The sequence below is a fragment of the Vibrio sp. GJ43-1 genome (genome assembly GCF_055808835.1).
In genome coordinates this window covers 3,233,365-3,251,615 of sequence record NZ_CM147884.1, presented here as the reverse complement: position 1 = coordinate 3,251,615, position 18,251 = coordinate 3,233,365, and the positions used below count along the sequence as shown (strand labels likewise).

Annotated in this window: 16 protein-coding genes and 2 pseudogenes; 12 read left to right on the top strand and 6 right to left on the bottom strand. The window is 44.2% G+C overall.

Annotation, left to right across the window (positions count from 1 at the left end; translation table 11 throughout):
- Positions 1-497: 497 nt before the first annotated feature.
- From AC0L66_RS15350 to AC0L66_RS15340, 3 genes are all read right to left on the bottom strand, one after another.
- Complete coding sequence (locus tag AC0L66_RS15350; RefSeq protein WP_473569276.1) at positions 498-1,181, bottom strand: GntR family transcriptional regulator; 684 nt, start codon at positions 1,179-1,181, stop codon at positions 498-500.
- A gap of 155 nt (positions 1,182-1,336) precedes the next feature.
- Positions 1,337-2,749, bottom strand: a complete 1,413-nt coding sequence (pykF, locus tag AC0L66_RS15345; protein WP_265673624.1) for a pyruvate kinase PykF — start codon at positions 2,747-2,749, stop codon at positions 1,337-1,339.
- Between the two features lie 484 nt (positions 2,750-3,233).
- Positions 3,234-3,992: a metalloregulator ArsR/SmtB family transcription factor gene (locus AC0L66_RS15340; protein WP_473567860.1), complete on the bottom strand. Its 759-nt coding sequence runs from the start codon at positions 3,990-3,992 to the stop codon at positions 3,234-3,236.
- Between the two features lie 381 nt (positions 3,993-4,373).
- Here AC0L66_RS15340 and AC0L66_RS15335 point away from each other — a divergent pair, with 381 nt between their 5' ends.
- The 3 genes from AC0L66_RS15335 (at position 4,374) to arsJ (ending at position 7,166) form a co-directional block, all read left to right on the top strand.
- Positions 4,374-5,378: an ArsJ-associated glyceraldehyde-3-phosphate dehydrogenase gene (locus tag AC0L66_RS15335; protein ID WP_265673626.1), complete on the top strand. Its 1,005-nt coding sequence runs from the start codon at positions 4,374-4,376 to the stop codon at positions 5,376-5,378.
- A complete protein-coding gene (locus AC0L66_RS15330; RefSeq protein WP_473567859.1) occupies positions 5,378-5,875 on the top strand; it encodes a phosphatase domain-containing putative toxin in 498 nt (165 codons plus the stop codon). The genes AC0L66_RS15335 and AC0L66_RS15330 overlap by 1 nt, the downstream gene beginning before the upstream one ends.
- A gap of 67 nt (positions 5,876-5,942) precedes the next feature.
- Complete coding sequence (arsJ, locus tag AC0L66_RS15325) at positions 5,943-7,166, top strand: organoarsenical effux MFS transporter ArsJ (protein WP_265673628.1); 1,224 nt, start codon at positions 5,943-5,945, stop codon at positions 7,164-7,166.
- A 53-nt stretch (positions 7,167-7,219) separates the two neighbouring features.
- On the opposite strand, the gene AC0L66_RS15320 is transcribed toward arsJ, so the two are convergent.
- Both AC0L66_RS15320 and AC0L66_RS15315 read right to left on the bottom strand, forming a co-directional pair.
- Positions 7,220-8,080 (bottom strand): GGDEF domain-containing protein, encoded by an 861-nt coding sequence (locus AC0L66_RS15320; protein WP_265673629.1) that lies wholly within the window; start codon positions 8,078-8,080, stop codon positions 7,220-7,222.
- Positions 8,081-8,568: 488 nt separating this feature from the next.
- Complete coding sequence (locus AC0L66_RS15315; RefSeq protein WP_473567856.1) at positions 8,569-10,617, bottom strand: TonB-dependent siderophore receptor; 2,049 nt, start codon at positions 10,615-10,617, stop codon at positions 8,569-8,571.
- 224 nt (positions 10,618-10,841) lie between these two features.
- Here AC0L66_RS15315 and AC0L66_RS15310 point away from each other — a divergent pair, with 224 nt between their 5' ends.
- From AC0L66_RS15310 to rpoS, 9 genes and pseudogenes are all read left to right on the top strand, one after another.
- Positions 10,842-11,492 (top strand): PilZ domain-containing protein, encoded by a 651-nt coding sequence (locus AC0L66_RS15310; RefSeq protein WP_265673631.1) that lies wholly within the window; start codon positions 10,842-10,844, stop codon positions 11,490-11,492.
- A 118-nt stretch (positions 11,493-11,610) separates the two neighbouring features.
- Positions 11,611-11,892, top strand: a complete 282-nt coding sequence (gene ftsB / locus AC0L66_RS15305) for a cell division protein FtsB (RefSeq protein WP_265673632.1) — start codon at positions 11,611-11,613, stop codon at positions 11,890-11,892.
- Positions 11,889-12,599, top strand: coding sequence for a 2-C-methyl-D-erythritol 4-phosphate cytidylyltransferase (gene ispD / locus AC0L66_RS15300; protein WP_473567854.1), 711 nt, complete (start codon positions 11,889-11,891; stop codon positions 12,597-12,599). The genes ftsB and ispD overlap by 4 nt, the downstream gene beginning before the upstream one ends.
- Positions 12,596-13,076: pseudogene (gene ispF / locus AC0L66_RS15295) on the top strand (2-C-methyl-D-erythritol 2,4-cyclodiphosphate synthase). The gene ispD and the pseudogene ispF overlap by 4 nt, the downstream one beginning before the upstream one ends.
- Before the next feature lie 12 nt (positions 13,077-13,088).
- Entirely contained in the window at positions 13,089-14,120 is a 1,032-nt protein-coding gene (truD, locus tag AC0L66_RS15290; protein ID WP_473567853.1) for a tRNA pseudouridine(13) synthase TruD, read from the top strand.
- 5 nt (positions 14,121-14,125) lie between these two features.
- Positions 14,126-14,896, top strand: coding sequence for a 5'/3'-nucleotidase SurE (gene surE, locus AC0L66_RS15285; RefSeq protein WP_473567851.1), 771 nt, complete (start codon positions 14,126-14,128; stop codon positions 14,894-14,896).
- Between the two features lie 3 nt (positions 14,897-14,899).
- Positions 14,900-15,523, top strand: a complete 624-nt coding sequence (locus AC0L66_RS15280; protein ID WP_265673637.1) for a protein-L-isoaspartate(D-aspartate) O-methyltransferase — start codon at positions 14,900-14,902, stop codon at positions 15,521-15,523.
- Positions 15,524-16,461: pseudogene (gene nlpD / locus AC0L66_RS15275) on the top strand (murein hydrolase activator NlpD). It begins immediately after the preceding gene.
- Between the two features lie 100 nt (positions 16,462-16,561).
- Positions 16,562-17,542: an RNA polymerase sigma factor RpoS gene (gene rpoS, locus AC0L66_RS15270; RefSeq protein ID WP_265673639.1), complete on the top strand. Its 981-nt coding sequence runs from the start codon at positions 16,562-16,564 to the stop codon at positions 17,540-17,542.
- Between the two features lie 57 nt (positions 17,543-17,599).
- Here the strand turns inward: rpoS and AC0L66_RS15265 are convergent, their stop codons facing one another.
- Positions 17,600-18,211, bottom strand: a complete 612-nt coding sequence (locus AC0L66_RS15265; protein WP_265673640.1) for a TIGR04211 family SH3 domain-containing protein — start codon at positions 18,209-18,211, stop codon at positions 17,600-17,602.
- Between the last annotated feature and the right edge of the window lie 40 nt (positions 18,212-18,251).

Here is an 18,251-nt window from a genome sequence, read left to right as displayed (position 1 = left end):
TCGCTTAATGTTGGCGTAAAGAATAAGTTGAAAGCCAGTGGTCATTGCCGCTGGCTTTCTTGCATTTAAGAATCGAGGAAAATACCACGAATAGAAACGGATTGAGTGTAACCAAGGGTGGAAAAATCGTGCTACTACATTAGACTTTAGTCTAATGTAGGTTAAAACTTGACCTGTATGGGATTGCGAGTAAACTACCGTTTCTTTGCACAATATCACACTTTTTTAGTTACATTTTGCCCAAAAAATGAAAGAGAAATGACCTAATCCTTTGGCAGGTTAGTTTTGTAATTTCATGAACTGGTAGGGAAATCAGGGTGTTGGGTGTATGAGGCCAATTATGTACAGTCACTTTCTTGTAAGGTTAACCATCGGAACGCTTGTGGTTCTCGGTATTAAGCTAAGCGCATTATACTTTTTGCCAATGGTGTTGTTGTTAAACACTCATCATAAAGAGTTCTTTGGATGGTAAAAAAGCCGGGGTTGCCCCGGCTTTTTTATGCCATTTCAATCGCATCGATTTGAGGTTCAATCTCTTTGATCATGGCACTGATGAATGTCGATAACTGGTGCTTTGCGGCGTCCAGATCTTTATCAAGTGTCAGTTTCATGATTTTTTCATGCTCATCAATACGAAATATCTCTTCAAATCCTTTTGGATAGCGGCTTAATGATACTTGGCGATAGCGTTTGATCTGACGAATAATGTCGTGCAAGAACTCCTGCATATTTTTCGAAAAGCAGCCACTAAATAGCGCAAGATAGAAGGCTTCTTGACGCTCTTCCCACTCTTTCCAGTTAAAGTTATCACCCTGAAATTTAAAGCGAGAGAGTTTATGGAACTCGGTCAGAATATTGAGCTCCCAGTTTTCATTACCTTGTTGGATTGATTTTTCCAACAAAACAGAAGCGACGACATTCAAGCTTTCATGTAGGTCATAAAGTTCTGTTTTGGATATTGGCGCCACCCAGCAGCCTTTTTGTGGCTCTAGCTTGACGTATTTGATCCAAGATAATTGAATCAATGCTTCTCGTATAGGAGATGCACCGACGTTATATTTTTCTTTAAGCTCAGCGACAACCAATTTTTGGTTCGGCTTTAACTCTCCCGATAGAATATCCTGACAAATATCTTTTGCGACTTTGTCCGTCAATGTTGGGCTCGACACAATACACCTCATCATCCAATGGAATAATAGACTAAAACAAACATGCAGTATGGCGTGTTGTAAGTCGCCGAGGATAGTACAGTGTGTGGAAATATTGGGCAAGAAAAATTATAAAAAAAGAGGGCCTAAGCCCTCTTTTTATAGATGTTGGTGATGTAACGTAGGAATTAAAGTACGTGTACAGAAGCGGTGTTCGTTGTGCCTGAAGCAACAAGTGCACCAGAAACCATAACAACGATATCGCCTTTCTTACCAAAACCAGAGCTTAGAGCGTACTCTTTACCGTTTTTGTAGAATGCGTCAGTGCTTTCAATGGAATCAACAAGAACTGGGCGAACACCTTTTGTTAGTACAAGTTGTGCTGCTGTTTTTGGATTCGTTGTTAGCGCTACGATGCTAGCTGTTGGGAAGTATTTACGTACAGAGCGTGCAGACTTACCGCCATCCGTTGCAACGATGATCAGTGGAGCAGCCAATTTCTCAGCTGTGTCTACTGCACCTTTACATACGGCTTCAGTAATACGTAGACGTGGGCTGTCTAGACGCGAACCAAGTTCAGCTTTAAGTGCGCTGTCGGTACGGTTAGCGATTTGAGCCATGATAGTCACAGCTTCAACTGGGTATTTACCTTTCGCTGTTTCGCCTGAAAGCATAACGGCATCAGTACCGTCCATGATTGCGTTTGCTACGTCACCCGCTTCTGCGCGAGTTGGACGTGGGTTTTGAATCATAGAGTCAAGCATTTGAGTTGCCGTGATAACAACTTTACGTGCACGGTTACACTTCTCAATCATCATCTTCTGAGCAAAGATAACTTCTTCTGCTGGGATTTCAACGCCTAGATCGCCACGAGCAACCATGATGCCGTCAGAAGCTTCAAGAATTGCGTCGAAGTTATCAACACCTTCTTGGTTCTCAATTTTAGAGATGATGTGGATGTTTTCGCCGCCGTTTGCGTTTAGCAATTCACGAATTTCTTTTACGTCTTCTTCTTTACGGATGAAAGAAGCAGCAACGAAGTCAACGCCTTGCTCACAACCGAATTTAAGGTCAGCTTTGTCTTTTTCAGAAAGCGCTGGAAGCTTAACTGAAACGCCAGGAAGGTTAACACCTTTGTTTTCGCCAAGTGCACCGTTGTTAAGAACTTTACACTTAACTTCAGTTTCAGTTGTCGCGATAACTTCCATCTCGATTAGGCCGTCATCTACTAGGATAGTGTTACCTGCAGAAAGATCTTTTGCAAAACCAAGGTAGGTAACTGCAACCACATCTTTGTTACCAACAACTGACGCGTCAGTAGTAAACGTGAATTCTTGACCAGCAACTAGGTCGACATCGTTGCCGTCTTCTAGTTTGATTGTACGGATTTCTGGACCTTTAGTATCAAGCAGGATTGCAAGCTGCTTGCCAACTGTCGCCATTACTTCGCGGTAGTTAGTGATGCGAGCTGCGTGCTCTTCGAAGTTACCGTGAGAGAAGTTCAGGCGCATTACGTTCATGCCTGCATTGACAAGTTCAGTCAGCTTTTCTACAGATTCAGTTTTTGGGCCAATCGTACATACGATTTTGGTCTTTTTCATGGAAGTTACTCTCCGGTAAGTAATATTTACAATTTGAAGTTAGTCGTTGTCCACCGAGAAGGCTAGAAATGCCCACTAATAATTCATGTGCGCTATCAAAATTTCATCTAGCTTTTCGTCTTCTTGGTATGAAAGTCTTTCAATACATTTAGTCATTTTATGACCAGTTAAGGCGCTTTCTTGCCTCGAATTCTGTGATGCAACCCGCTTTATGTCAGCGATATTGCAAAAAAATAAACAATAATTTCGTAATTTATTTTCTTTTCGGTGCGGATTCTACCACCTAATTGATTAAAGTTCACGGTACATAACTTGTTTTAGAGCAAGCTTTCGGCGCTTAATATTTAATTTTTAGATCGAAATAAATAATTTGGATGAATCATCAATATGTTGTAACTTTTTTTCAGAATGTACTTTCCAGTTACAGTATTTCTTTCCGGCATTATTCGTTTTTTTGAGTGAAATTCAACCAAACAGACCGTCACTAATGAGGGACATCATGTCGATGTGGTCGATTAATCGATTGATTCAGTAGCTGGTGTGCAGCAAGTAACTGCGCAACCATACTAGAAAGTGAGGCTGTGAGAATCGCTTGCGCCCAATCAGGCAGTTTCTCTGAAATCGAATAGTATACCCATTGTCCTTTTCGCCTATCGGTAACCATTCCACATTGTCTCAGTACGCCAAGTGCGCGAGAGATCTTTGGCTGAGATTCTTGTAATGCTTCACACAGTTCACCCACGCTAAGCTCTATTTCAGAAAAAATCATCAGTGCAATCATTAGGCGCGTTTGATCCGATAAGCATTTATGGACGACGAGTGGATCAAATCCTTGTTCACTGATTTCGCCATGAACCAGCATAAACCACTTAATGCGTTGTTGGAGATCAGTCAAAGAGGCGTCGAATAAGGGATCTGAATACGACGTGGGGGTAGGTAAGTCCCAAAATATGCTTTCGTTGCTGTTTTTAAAAATCCCACATTCAGATTGGGCGGATGAGCATAGTGTTATGACGTAATCAAAATGTTGGTCGTCAAACTCTTGCAGCGATTTAGAGCGAAGATCCTGAGTGTTGTATCCTGCGTTTTCCAACGTCTCAATGGTTCTCTTATCGACATTAGAGGGGCGACTGCCTGCGCTGAATGCTTGGTATTGTTCATGATAATGCTGATTAACAATGGCTTCGGCCAGTTGTGATCTTGCTGAGTTTCCACGGCACACAAACAGAATGGTTTTTTTCATATTATCCTCAACGTATGAGCTTGAGTAACCAAGGTCACGGGAACATTAAACTAACAATGCGTGCATATTATGAAAGTTTTATGACGGGATGAAAAGATCCTTGACTATTTATATCTTAAATTTAATATATACGCATATCCATATGTACGAAGTGTGGCTTTTATCAGAATTGCCACGCAGTAGGGCAAGGAAGCAATGCATTTTGAAGGCTCCCTAGCGAGGGGGACTTGCATTGCTGTCATGTTATCGCGGTATGGTTTCAGAACATAAATAGCCCGATAATGGCCGAAAGTTGGCAAAACATTTATCGACTAAACTTTAACGAAGTGGTGTTACTTTAGAGTACAACGGACCCTTCATATCGCAAAAAGAGAGCATTCTATGGCTATCAAAGTAGGAATTAATGGTTTTGGGCGAATCGGTCGTTTAGCGTTGCGTGCAGCGTTTGATTGGCCCGAGCTTGAGTTTGTTATGATTAATGACGTAGCGGGTGATGCAAAGACGCTTGGCCACCTTCTTGAATTCGATTCAATCCAAGGTCGTTGGCATCATGATGTTCAAGTAGAGGGGACAACCCTTGTTATTAATGGCCAAAAGGTAGCCACCACCCAACAGCGTGATATCAATGCGGTTGATTGGTCTGATTGTGACGTCGTCATTGAGGCGACAGGTGTGCATCGTAAAACCTCTTATTTGAATCAGTACCTAGAGCAAGGCGTGAAACGTGTTGTGGTTTCCGCTCCCGTTAAAGAAGACGGTATTGCCAATATTGTTGTGGGCGTGAACGATCATATTTTCGATCCTGCTGTGCATCGCATTGTTACGGCTGCCTCATGTACGACGAACTGCTTGGCGCCTGTAGTAAAAGTGATTCATGAGAAACTGGGTATTGAGCAAGCGGCGTTCACGACAATTCATGATTTGACCAATACCCAAACCATTTTAGATGCGCCCCATAAAGATCTTCGTCGTGCTCGCGCCTGTGGGATGAGTTTGATTCCAACGACAACGGGAAGTGCGACGGCTATCGTTGAAATATTCCCTGAATTGAAAGATAAAATTAATGGCCATGCGGTTCGAGTACCATTAGCGAATGCGTCACTCACCGATATCATTTTTGATGTGAAACGTGATACGACTGCTGAAGAAGTGAATGCTTTATTAAAAGAAGCATCAGAAGGCGAGCTTGCGGGTATTCTTGGCTTTGAAGCACGTCCGCTAGTCTCTATCGATTATAAAGGTGACCAACGTTCGACTATTGTCGACGCGTTATCAACCATGGTAGTAGGGACCCGTATGGTTAAGATTTATGCGTGGTATGACAATGAAATGGGTTATGCCACACGTACAGCGGAATTGGCACGTACTGTTGGATTAGCGGGGTAATGACAATGCATCCTACATGGGAACTAAGCGTTAATGAGGCAACACTTGTTTTTACACCTTGTCCAGGCACTAAAGGGGTGTCTTTACAAGAGTCGCTGTCACAGCTAAAAGCGCAAGGTGTCACTATTATTGTGACGGCGCTAGATAACAGTGAGATGTCAGAAAAAGGGGTGTCTGAACTGGGTAATGCAGCGCAAGTGCTTGGAATGAAATGGTTCCAAACGCCAATTGAAGATGATAAAGCACCAGGTGAGGCGTTTGCTGCTCAATGGTCAGCTATTTCACCTACACTCCATCAAGCTATCAAATCCGGTGAAAAAGTCGCGATGCACTGTATGGGCGGTTCGGGAAGAACCGGGCTTTTAGCTGCCAATTTGTTACTTGAATTAGACTGGGATTTAGCAACAATCCGTAAAGAGGTGCAAGCACTTCGTCCTGGTGCATTTACCAAGTCACCACAAATTGATTATGTCGAGAAGTTGGCAGCCACATTCTAATTTGTGAACGCCCTCTGTTGAGGGCTTTTTTATGTTCTTTGTATCTGTCTGCATTAGGCCAAAAATCATGTTGTCTAATTTAAGTAAAAGTGTACGCCAGTACATGCTAGTCACCTTTAATTACTGGAATTTTACCATTACCGATGGTGCGCTACGGATGTTAGTCGTACTGTATTTTCATGACCTAGGTTATAGCACGCTAGCCATTGCTTCTTTGTTCCTTTTTTATGAGTTTTTTGGCGTGGTGACCAATCTAGTGGGAGGGTGGCTTGGTGCACGGCTTGGTCTCAATCGCACCATGAACATTGGTCTTGGTATGCAGATTATTGCTTTGTTGATGCTAGCCGTACCAAGTGCCGCCTTAACTATCCCCTGGGTTATGGCTGCGCAAGCATTGTCGGGAATCGCGAAAGATCTCAATAAAATGAGTGCGAAAAGTGCGATTAAAACGCTGGTTCCGGATGAACAACAAGGTGCGTTGTATAAATGGATTGCGATTCTTACGGGGTCAAAAAATGCATTAAAAGGGGCTGGGTTCTTTATTGGCGGCGTGTTGTTATCGGTATTGGGGTTCCAGTATGCGGTACTGGCCATGGCTGGCGTGCTGGCGTTGGTCTTCATTGGCAGTGTGACGCATTTGGAGAATGATCTCGGTAAGGCGAAATCTAAGCCCAAGTTTAAACAGATTTTTTCTAAATCTGAGAGCATTAATATTTTATCAGCGGCTCGGTTGTTTTTGTTTGGCGCAAGGGACGTTTGGTTTGTGGTTGCGCTACCGATTTATTTAGGTTCAGTGTTTGGCTGGAATCATAGTTGGGTCGGGGGATTTCTTGCTTTATGGGTAATCGCTTACGGGTTTGTACAAGGGTTTGCTCCTAAGATTACTGGTAAATCTAAAGGACAGGTTCCAGATGGTGCAGCGGCGTTTTGGTGGGTACTTGCGTTAGCGGTTGTCACCGGGTTAGTCGCTTTGGGCGTGCAAAATGAATGGCACCCTCAGTTTGTGATTGTCGCGGGATTGCTACTCTTTGGTGCTGTTTTTGCCGTAAATTCGTCCTTACATAGTTACTTAATTGTGAGCTATGCAAAAGGCGACGGTGTATCGCTGGATGTCGGTTTTTACTACATGGCCAATGCGATGGGCAGACTTATTGGTACGATTCTCTCAGGTTGGGTTTATCAAGTATCGGGCTTAGCGGCATGTCTTTGGGTTTCATTCGCTTTTTTACTCGTCACCACTGTGATTTCGCTACGCCTGCCGGGGGTAAAAAAGGCGAACCACAGTCATTGATTTAGCAGATGGCAGGAGATAGCAATGTGGCATCACTGCTGTCTCTCATTTCCTTATGATTCCACAAAACGATCGCCACTGATTAGGTGTGCTTTACGCTTGTGTTTATTGCTATACATATTTCTATCGGCCTGTTTGAGTGTTGTACGCAAGTTGTGATGGAAAGAGGAAATACCAACGCTATAAGCTAAATCTTGATATTGGCCAAAGCGCTGTTTAAAGGCGTTTTCTAGCTTGGTTAGTGCTAATTGCAATAACGCATCATCGCTCGACGAAGTGAGAACGATAAACTCATCCCCTCCATATCGTATGAGCTTATCGGTACTAGCAAATGATTGTCGTAAGCAGCGGGCAAATTTAGTCAGAACTCGATCCCCCTCACTGTGCCCCATCTCATCATTGACTTGCTTAAAGTTGTCTAAGTCTACGGCGACACATATCCCTTCTTGCCATTGTATTGAGTTTAAGTAAGCAAGGTTGTGCAATTTTGTCAGAGGGTCGGTATAGGCTTTTTTTTCGAAGAACTTAGCTTCTTGATGTAATTCAGTGACGTCGAAGCTAGTGGTGTAGATGTACAATTCATCTTCAATCAGAACTTTAAATTTGAGTACGTTGTAGTACAACGTCTCTGTAGGGGTTTTAAATGGAATGATTTTAGGGGCGCATTCACCAAACTCTAAATACTCCATACTGGCATCGTGGCACTTTTTAAGCATATGGGCGACATCATCAGGCACGAGCTGAGCGAATTCGATCGCATTCATTCCCAGCGGATTGACGTGGGTATACTGACGAAGCCAATGTGAGAACTTATCATTTAGATAAAGGTAGTTGTGTTTGGCGTCGCGAATGGAAAGAAAGCCGGGGAAGTGCTGGAAGAGCCCGATCGCTTGGTGGTATGTTAAGTCTGTCACTGCCAATATCCTACTCAGATAAACTCGTTACTCAATCTTAAAGCGACGGTTATAGTTATCGTTTTGCAGGGTTTCTAACATGTCAATTGCATAGGAACCGTGATGCACATCACCTTGTTCTTGCTAATTTAGTATTTATGTATAAATTCTCACCAGTGAGACAGTTAAAAAGTAAAAATAGAGCTGGTGGTCAGGTCGTGTTGAAACTTTAATAGGCTGTTTTGTTTGGTGTTATTACGATTTTAGTTCTAGGTGATGTGAGTTCATATGACCTAGATATTAGCAAATAATGGCTATACGGCGGTTTACCGTTTTAGGCTCCAACACTCATGTTGGTTGTCGTGATGAAATTGAAAAAGAGCGCCGAAGCGCTCTTTGGGTTGTCGTTCACAAATACTAGAACGTTGCATTGACGGAAAGTTTGAATTTTCGCTCATCACCATAATGAACATCGGTAATCACACCGTTTGAAGAGCTTCCACCTGCGCTTAAGCTAGGTACTCTTTATCGAATAGGTTTTCGATGTTAAAGCGAAAGTCCCAGCGAATATCGCCGCTCTTAATTTGGTGGGAAGCCCCCGCATCTACGCGAGCATAGCCATCCATTTTCACGGTGTTTTCGTGGTCAGCCCAACGATCGCCTTGATAAAATAAACCAAGGTTGAAAGCCGTGTTATCCGTCATTGAATAGCGAGTCCACGCAGAGCCAGACCATTCAGGAACATTGACGGGACGGTTGCCTTGATAATCGTCATGCTTTGAATATTCGGCGTCAAGGTACATGGCAGACGTCATGACAAACCATTTATCGAAAATTTGACCTTGTGCTGCGGCTTCAGCACCGCGATGGTGCTGAACGCCACCTTGTGTTGTCACTGAGCTGCCATTGATGGTTTCATTGATACTGATATTCTTTTTCTCAATATCGAACAAGGCACCAGTGACAAGAAGTCGGTTATCCATGAGCTCCCATTTTGTCCCGACCTCATATTGACGGCTGGTTTCTGGTACTCGTTCAGTAATGGAGTCATCGCCGTTAACCACGTTGTTTTGTGGTTCAAAGCTTTCCGAATAGTTCGCGTAAATACTACCATTGTAGGCTGGGTGGAAAATAACCCCCGCTTTAGGAGAGAAAGATTGGCTGTCGTGTGCGCCTTTTATATCAACGCTACCATCACTGTTTTGCTGATCTTTATAGAAAAGATCATAACGGCCACCCAATAACACTTGCCACTGATCGTTTAGTGTCACGAGATCTTGCGCGTAGAAACCGTAAAATTGATTGTCAGAGCGGTACGCGGTGGTGTCTTTTCGGTAATCATTGCCCGGATCCTTTGGATAGGGTTGGCCAGGAATTACGGGAGTAGCACCTGAACTTTCTTTGTACTGTTCATAGTTATACAATTTTCCGTTCATGCCAAACAAGGTTCTGTGATTCACACCTAGAGCGTCAAAATCGCCATTGAGGTCTAAGTGAAAAGTCTGAAGCTTCCAGTCATCATGACGGTCGAATGGTTTAATTTCGTAGCTGCCATCAACGATCGTATTGCTTGTTGGTGTCGGCGATGAATCTTTTCTGTGTCGTGTTAGCGTCTGGTGATTGTAGCTTGCTTTCGCAGTCCAGCTAGAATTGATATAAACCGTTAAATCGGTGCCAATGTTTTCAATGTTATTATCAGTAAAGGCCCAAGGCATATCACGAATAAGGTCACGGCCGCCTATCGTATTACCGTCAGCGTCTAACCATGCTCCCGAGTCAATATTAGCTTTATCTTGCGTTCTTTCATAATGAACCGAGACTAAGCCCCAGTCCGCTAAGTCTGCCTCAATGACACCGTAGCCAAGGAAGCGATCACGTTCTCGGTTATCGCCATTGGAATATTGACGTGATTCAACGGTGTCCTGTTTGACTAATACCGTGCGGCCACGGATCGTCCCTGACTCATTGAGTGGGCCTGACGCATCTACGTGTATACGTGTACTGCCTAAGTGATCTATATCCGTACCGACGTTCAACATCGGCTCATAAGTTGGTTTTTTCGACACCATGTTGATCAAGCCGCCCGGTGTGGTCTGACCGTATAGTAGGCTTGACGGTCCTTTGAGGATCTCGACTCGCTCAAGTGTTTCTATTGGGAGCATGTAGTGAGAAAACTGAGCTTGCCCGTTTCTTAAGTAGCTTGAACCGGAATCGAGCTCGAAGCCACGTAAACTGAATACTTCACGGTTCCACTTTTTAGTTCCAGCACTGACACTGGCGTCATTTTGGAGTGCTTCACCTAGGGTTGTGGCGAGTTGTTCATCCAAAACGATTTCCGGGATGACGGTAACGGATTGAGGTGTCTCTAGCATCGTGGCGTCGGTACGCATCGCACCGCTGGCACTGTCTACTTTATAATCATCAAAGCTTTGAGCATGAATAGTCATCGTTTCATCTGTGCTCGAGGCGGAATTTGCTGATGGTTCTGCAGCGTAAATTGGGGAAGTACTAAGTGCGAGTACCACTGCACTACAAAGGGTTGTTGGTGCTAATTTCATTCTAGGCTTTCCTTGCTTGTCGTAATCAAAGCAATTTTTTAGTTAATTATTTATTTTGTTATGCCACTATTCGTACTGGCGATCGAATACTAATGATATTTATTATCATTTTCAATTATTAATTTTGTAAGCGTTTGTATTTTTTGAGATGAGAGGTAAGTGATTGCAAAGACAAGGTAATTACGATGTAATTCAATTGTTGCTTTTGTCGGAGGGGACTATTTATGGGGCAGGCGTTAACTAAGCCGCAGGATTATTATCGGTATTTGAAGCCTGGAATGAGGTTGAGCTTGTCTATCAATGATAGTGATCAAATCAGAGGTATTCCCTCAACGCTCATCGGTTATAAGGTGGAACAGTTTATCCTGCTTGATGTGTCTGGTATTGATGAGCGTTTGTTGGACAAATTGGTCGATAAAGAATTGGTGGTGCGAGGGTTAACGGACAGCAGCTTTGGCCATGTTATTGCGTTTAAGTCCCAGTGGCAGGCTTTTTCCGGTGTAATTTGCAAACAGCTGTACTTATCAATCCCGGAGCGAGTGGTGTCCAAACCTATACGTGAACACTCACGCTATAAATTGGATTTGCCATGTACTGTCTCGTTTGGTCAGGCTGGTGTTGATGGCAAAGTAATCGACTTTTCGGTGTCGGGGTGTGGCATTTATACTGAACAGTCGCATGATTTTTGCAAAGGTCTAGAAGTGAAAGTTGAGACGGCATTGAACCGATTTTTGCCAAGTAGTATTACGTTCGAGATAGCCAGTATCAAAAAGCAGGGGCAAGGTTCGTTGATTGGTATTCAATTTAATCAACAAATACTCATGTCGAATGCGCTAAAGAATGCTCTCGCTGAAATGTCAATGCAGGTGACCTAGTTGTGTCAGTATTCACCAAAATTAACTGGAAGCGGTGAACAAGCTTCGTCTTCGCTTATTTCAAAGTGTAAACTGTGGTATATAAAGGGTTAATTTTTTCGATGGAACGTTCCGGTTTATGCGCATCTTTACTCTTGCTCTGCTCGTGGTTTTTTCGTGGCTACAATACGTATTGTGGTTTGGGAAAAATGGCGTTGTCGATTTTAATCAGGTTGAGAGTGACATTAAAGTTCAGCAGCAGGTCAACAGCAATTTGCAGGTTCGCAATGATGAGATGTTTGCTGAAATAGACGATCTTCGTCAAGGGCTAGATGCCATTGAAGAGCGAGCTCGGCATGAGCTGGGATTGATCCAAGATGGCGAGACCTTCTATCGCATCATAGGTGAGGAAAACCAGTGATAGCCACATTCCCCCCAATTATTGCTATTGTCCCAGCCGCTGGTGTTGGTAGCAGAATGCAGGCTGATAAGCCTAAACAATATCTCCCAATATTTGGAAAAACGATTTTAGAGCACACGGTCACGAAGTTATTGGCGCACCCTCAAGTGAGTAAAGTGATCGTAGCCATCAGTGAAAAGGATCCTTACTACTCAGAACTTGCCATCGCCAGCCATCCGCAAGTGCAGCGTGTGAGCGGGGGGAAAGAGCGAGCGGATTCTGTCTTATCTGCGGTTAATTGGGTGCAATCAACCGAGCCAGAAGCTTGGTGTTTAGTTCATGACGCCGCCAGACCTTGCGTCTCTTTGGATGATATTACTAAACTTATTCAACAGGTCGTCCCAAATACCGTAGGTGGAATCCTAGCTACTCCTGTGAAAGATACGATGAAAAGAGCCAATGCTGAAAGTACTATCGATCATACGGAGGAGCGCAACGGGTTGTGGCATGCGCTCACACCACAGTTGTTTAGTGTGAAAGTGTTACACTCTGCATTGAGTGACGCACTGCAAAATGGCGCAACAATCACTGATGAAGCCTCTGCTATTGAGCGTTTAGGGCAACACCCTAAGCTGGTGGAGGGACGCAGCGACAATCTAAAAGTGACTCGCCCTGAAGATTTAGCGTTAGCAGAGTTTTATTTATTAAGAGAGGAAGAACATAGATGAGAATCGGCCACGGTTTTGATGTACATAAGTTTGGTGGTGACGGGCCTGTTATTATCGGTGGTGTTTCTATTCCTTACGAGCAAGGGCTTCTTGCTCACTCTGATGGTGATGTAGCATTACATGCGCTTTGTGATGCGTTACTCGGCGCCATCGCCATGCGATGATATAGGACGCCACTTTCCTGATACGGATGCAGAATGGAAAGGGGCAGACAGTCGAGCATTGTTGCGCGATGTGTATACAAAAGTTCGTGCTAAGGGGTATGAACTTGTCAATGCAGACGTGACCATCATGGCGCAAGCCCCTAAAATGGCACCTTATATCGACCAAATGTGTCAGGTAATCGCAACTGATCTTGAGACTGATATTGAAAACGTCAATGTAAAAGCAACAACGACGGAGCGGCTTGGTTTTACAGGACGTAAAGAAGGCATCGCCACAGAAGCTGTGGTATTAATCACAAAATCCTTGTCCTAGTAGGCATTAGTAATGACAAATATTATCGATGGTTTGGCGTATCAATACGGCAAACCAAGCAGTACCGCAAAATTTAAAGCACGCAATGAAGATTTTATCGTTAAAGAAGTGCTTGGTTATGAGCTTGCCGGAGAAGGTGAGCACTTTATGGTGCGCATTCGCAAAAGTGGAGAAAATACCAGTTTTGTTGCTAATGAACTTGCTAAGTTGTTTGGCGTTAAGTCTAAAGACATCGGTTGGGCGGGGCTTAAAGACCGTCATGCCGTCACTGAGCAATGGCTGAGCATTCATTTACCTAAGAAAAATGTGCCAGATTTTAGCGGTTTTTTAGCAACGTACCCAAGCATTGAAATTATTGACACAACGTGGCACAACAAAAAATTGCGCCCTGGTGACTTAGTGGGCAATGACTTTGAAATTCGACTGACTGAGGTAACCGATCTTGAGTCAGCATTAGCCAGAGCGGAGTCTATTAAGACCTCCGGTGTGCCTAACTACTTTGGGCAGCAACGCTTTGGTCACGAAGGTAACAACGTCGTAGAAGCAAGGCGCTGGGGACGAGATAATGTGCGTACACGAAATCAAAACAAGCGAAGCTTGTATTTGTCTGCGGCACGCTCTTGGATATTTAACCAGATTGTTTCTGATCGTATTGAGCAACAATGCTTAGACCGAGCGTTGCTTGGTGATATTGTGACGGTTGAAGATCAGCAAGTGGTTGTTAGCGAAAGTAACTATGATGAATTGCTGGCGAGTAAGGCGGCGATTACTGGCGCGTTAGCTGGCGATAACGCGTTACCTACTCAAGATGAGGCCCTCGCGCTTGAGCAGCGTCACCTGGATAATGAGCCGGATCTAATGCTGTTGATTAGAGGCAACCGAATGCGCCATGATCGTCGTGATATTAGCTTGGTGCCTCAGCAACTAGACGTCAGCGTTGATGGCGATGCTTTGCAACTGCGCTTTTTCTTAGATTCAGGCAGCTTTGCAACCTCAATTCTGCGAGAGATCGCAGTGTTAGAAGAAGTAGAAAGACAATTTTGATTTAAATGAATAAAACTAAAGCAAGCAAACCCAAAATACTGATCAGCAATGATGATGGTGTTCATGCTGAAGGGATACGCACGTTGGCAAAAGCGCTTCAAGACATAGCCAACGTTGTGATTGTTGCCCCTGATAGAAATCGTTCTGGTGCCTCCAACTCTTTAACTTTGGAGCAGCCGTTGCGAGTTAATGAGATTGAACCCAACGTTTTTTCGGTTCAGGGTACACCGACGGATTGTGTGCACTTTGCGCTTAATGAATTGATGTGCGATGAGATGCCAGACTTGGTGTTGTCGGGTATTAATCACGGCGCCAACCTAGGTGATGATGTACTTTATTCAGGAACGGTTGCGGCGGCAATGGAAGGGCACTTTCTTGGTGTCCAGTCGATGGCATTTAGTCTCGTGGGGCGAGATAACTTTGCTGCAGCGGCGCGAGTAGCGAAACAGTTCGTTGAGCGCCATTTAGCTCAATCCGTTCCGACGAATCGTTTACTCAATATTAATGTTCCCGATAGATCCTTGATTGAATTGGATGAGATGCAAGCGACTCGATTGGGGGCCAGGCATCATGCTGAGAGTATGATCAAGCAAAAAGATCCAAGAGGTCATGATATTTATTGGCTTGGTCCTCCCGGCAAGGAGCAAGATGCTGGGGAAGGAACGGATTTTTACGCGATCGAGCATGGCAAGATATCGGTGACCCCTTTGCAGGTTGACTTAACCGCTCATGATTCAATCTGTGCGATGAAAAAATGGATAGCAGGGAGAGATTAATCAATGAATCCGCAAGCAGCGAGATTAGTTGAATTCTTACAGGGACACGGTATTAAAGATGAGCGCGTATTGCATGCCATTCTTCAGGTGCCACGCGAACAATTTGTATCCCAAGCGATGATTCATCAAGCATACGATAATAACGCCCTGCCAATCGGCAGTGGGCAGACGATCTCCCAACCGTATATTGTCGCAAAAATGACCGAGCTGCTGAGTCTAACGAGAGAGACTAAAGTGCTCGAAATTGGTACTGGTTCAGGTTATCAGACCGCAGTATTAGCACAATTGGTTGAACACGTTTGTTCCGTTGAACGTATTAAAGCGTTGCAATGGGAGGCGAAAAGGCGTTTAAAGCGTTTAGATATTTATAACGTCGCCACCAAACACGGTGATGGGTGGCAAGGGTGGCAAGCGAAAGGGCCTTTCGATGCGATTATCGTGACTGCGGCGGCAGCGTCCGTACCGGATGCCCTATTGTTACAGCTTACAGAGGGCGGACGACTCGTGATCCCGGTTGGGGAGAATGAGCAACAGCTATTAAAAATCACCCGTAAAGGTGAGAGTTTTATAACGGAAGTGATTGAATTGGTGAGGTTTGTTCCTTTGATTGCAGGTGAGCTTGCGTAAATGAGAACGATGTTGAGACGAGCAGTTTGGGTATTATCCCTAACAAGTGTGCTTGCAGGGTGCACGGGGTACTCACGTGCGCCTGTCTCAGATTTGGGAGGAAAGTACGAAAGTGTCTCAAGAGGAAGCTATCGAGGTAGCTTCTACGAGGTACAAAAAGGGGACACCTTGTACTTTATCTCTTACGTCACCAACAAAGATGTTAAGGAACTGATTAGGTTAAATAATTTACAGGCTCCTTATACGATTCATCCTGGCGATCGCCTTAATTTATGGCGAAGTGTGTACTCACCGCCTTCTTATGCTGGTTCAGGTGCGGGTGAAGCCGCAGCCACAACTGCAGCGGCCTCTACGGTATCCCCAAAACCTAAGCCCGTGGCGAAAAAGCTATAGCGAGTTCAACAAGTAATAGTGCCCAAAAAACAGTCAATAAGAAGGTTGAACAATCGAAAACAAAAGAGTATGGTGATTCTAAAGGTAAACAAAATGTTAATAACACAAAACCCAATACGGCAAAGCAAAAAACGGTAGCGAGTAAACCGAAGACAACCGCACCAGCTGCCACTGCCAAGGTATCAAGTTGGGTTTGGCCGACAAAAGGTCGCGTGATAAAGAACTTTTCTGTAGGGGACCAAGGAAATAAAGGTATCGACATTGCTGGCCAACGAGGACAAGCAATTGTTGCCACTGCAGGAGGAACCGTGGTGTATTCGGGCAACGCACTTAGAGGGTACGGTAACCTAGTTATCGTCAAACATAATGATAGTTACCTCAGTGCTTATGCTCATAACGATCGGTTATTGGTATCGGAAGGACAAAGCGTTAAATCTGGGCAAAAAATCGCAACCATGGGCAGTTCAGGTTCTAACAGTGTCAGATTACACTTTGAAATCCGCTATCAAGGCAAATCAGTGAACCCAAAACGCTATTTGCCGTAACAACGTTCCAATGCTACTTGCATATTAATTGACATGATCAGGATAGGTTAGCGACATAGTTAGGTAGTCATGTTTTGCTAGCTCGCCAGGGGGAGGCGCTATGGGTATCAGCAATGCAGTAACCAAAAATGAAGAATTCAACGTTGAAAACGAATTAGAAGTGGTGGGCAACACACGAACTAATAGTGAAGCAAAAACGAAAAAGGAAGAAAAAGAACAGTTTGACGCCTCAGCCAAAAGCCTAGATGCAACGCAATTGTACTTAGGTGAAATTGGCTTCTCTCCACTGTTAACCGCTGAAGAAGAAGTTCTCTATGCAAGACGCGCACTGAAAGGTGATGAAGCGGCTCGTAAGCGTATGATTGAAAGTAACCTTCGACTCGTTGTTAAAATTTCCCGTCGCTACAGTAATCGTGGGCTTGCACTATTAGACCTTATTGAAGAAGGGAACTTAGGGCTTATTCGCGCGGTAGAAAAATTCGACCCAGAACGTGGTTTCCGTTTCTCAACTTATGCGACGTGGTGGATTCGACAAACGATAGAGCGTGCTTTGATGAACCAAACACGTACCATTCGGCTGCCAATTCATGTAGTGAAAGAGCTGAATATCTATCTGCGTACTGCACGTGAATTGTCGCAAAAGCTCGATCATGAACCCACCGCGGAAGAAATTGCTCATCAGCTCGACAAGCCTGTGAGTGATGTATCTAAAATGCTTCGTCTTAACGAGCGTATTAGCTCGGTCGATACGCCAATTGGTGGTGATGGAGAGAAGGCGTTATTAGATATTATTCCAGACTCTATGCATTCAGACCCAGAAGTATCCACACAAGATGATGATATTAAAGCGTCGCTTATCCACTGGCTTGATGAGCTTAACCCGAAACAAAAAGAAGTATTAGCACGACGTTTTGGATTGTTAGGTTATGAGCCCTCAACGCTAGAAGAGGTGGGTCGGGAGATTTGTCTGACTCGTGAGCGAGTTCGCCAGATTCAGGTGGAAGGTCTACGCCGTCTAAGAGATATTTTGATTAAGCAAGGTCTCAACATGGAGTCGCTATTCAACTTCAATGATGACTAAATGAAGAGATAGAGAAATAAAAAACCGCCGAAAGGCGGTTTTTTATTTCATAGAATACTATTTCCAGCCGTTTGGACTTTTACGACGACGTGGAATGATATGCGGAAGAATTAAGCCGAGTAGTAGCCCGATACCCGCCACACCACCACCATACATAAAGTATTTAAGTAGTAGGTCTTCTTTTTGTGTGTCGAGTTTGGCTCTTAGCTCACGAATCTCTGTTTGCGACGTGGTTAACTGATGATTAATGTCTGAGTAGTTTTGTTCTAGCTCAGCAATCTGTTTGTTACGTGCATCTAATGAACTTGCTAAGCCTTCTTGTTCGCTATCTGCCGTTTCACGAGCATTGGCAAGCTGGCTTTTTACTTCTGTTAGTTCTTTTTCAAGACGAGGCAAACGTACCGCCATGCTTTCCTGCGTGGTGACAAACTTAGTTTCAACCCAACCTTTACGTCCACGTGCATCTAGCACCTGAGAAAAGCCAGAGCTGCGGTTGGTCGACAGTAGCTTCACTTTGTCACCAGCATTGATGCTGCCGACGATGCGATATTCGTTGCTTGGTCCAGAGTGGATATAAGTAAATAGTTTGTCGGCAATATAGCGTTCCTGAGCGAATGCGGCAGGTACTACAAACATTGATACTAAGATCATGCTGATCAGTTTTTTCACGATAAGTCCCTTCAGTCTTTCAATGGGGATTAATGATAGT

Bases quoted from the DNA above. Each gene is read 5' to 3' on its own strand.
- AC0L66_RS15350 (WP_473569276.1), bottom strand. From the start codon at position 1,181: ATGAGGTGTATTGTGTCGAGCCCAACATTGACGGACAAAGTCGCAAAA.
- pykF (WP_265673624.1), bottom strand. From the start codon at position 2,749: ATGAAAAAGACCAAAATCGTATGTACGATTGGCCCAAAAACTGAATCT.
- AC0L66_RS15340 (WP_473567860.1), bottom strand. From the start codon at position 3,992: ATGAAAAAAACCATTCTGTTTGTGTGCCGTGGAAACTCAGCAAGATCA.
- AC0L66_RS15335 (WP_265673626.1), top strand. From the start codon at position 4,374: ATGGCTATCAAAGTAGGAATTAATGGTTTTGGGCGAATCGGTCGTTTA.
- AC0L66_RS15330 (WP_473567859.1), top strand. From the start codon at position 5,378: ATGACAATGCATCCTACATGGGAACTAAGCGTTAATGAGGCAACACTT.
- arsJ (WP_265673628.1), top strand. From the start codon at position 5,943: ATGTTGTCTAATTTAAGTAAAAGTGTACGCCAGTACATGCTAGTCACC.
- AC0L66_RS15315 (WP_473567856.1), bottom strand. From the start codon at position 10,617: ATGAAATTAGCACCAACAACCCTTTGTAGTGCAGTGGTACTCGCACTT.
- AC0L66_RS15310 (WP_265673631.1), top strand. From the start codon at position 10,842: ATGGGGCAGGCGTTAACTAAGCCGCAGGATTATTATCGGTATTTGAAG.
- ftsB (WP_265673632.1), top strand. From the start codon at position 11,611: ATGCGCATCTTTACTCTTGCTCTGCTCGTGGTTTTTTCGTGGCTACAA.
- truD (WP_473567853.1), top strand. From the start codon at position 13,089: ATGACAAATATTATCGATGGTTTGGCGTATCAATACGGCAAACCAAGC.
- surE (WP_473567851.1), top strand. From the start codon at position 14,126: ATGAATAAAACTAAAGCAAGCAAACCCAAAATACTGATCAGCAATGAT.
- AC0L66_RS15280 (WP_265673637.1), top strand. From the start codon at position 14,900: ATGAATCCGCAAGCAGCGAGATTAGTTGAATTCTTACAGGGACACGGT.
- rpoS (WP_265673639.1), top strand. From the start codon at position 16,562: ATGGGTATCAGCAATGCAGTAACCAAAAATGAAGAATTCAACGTTGAA.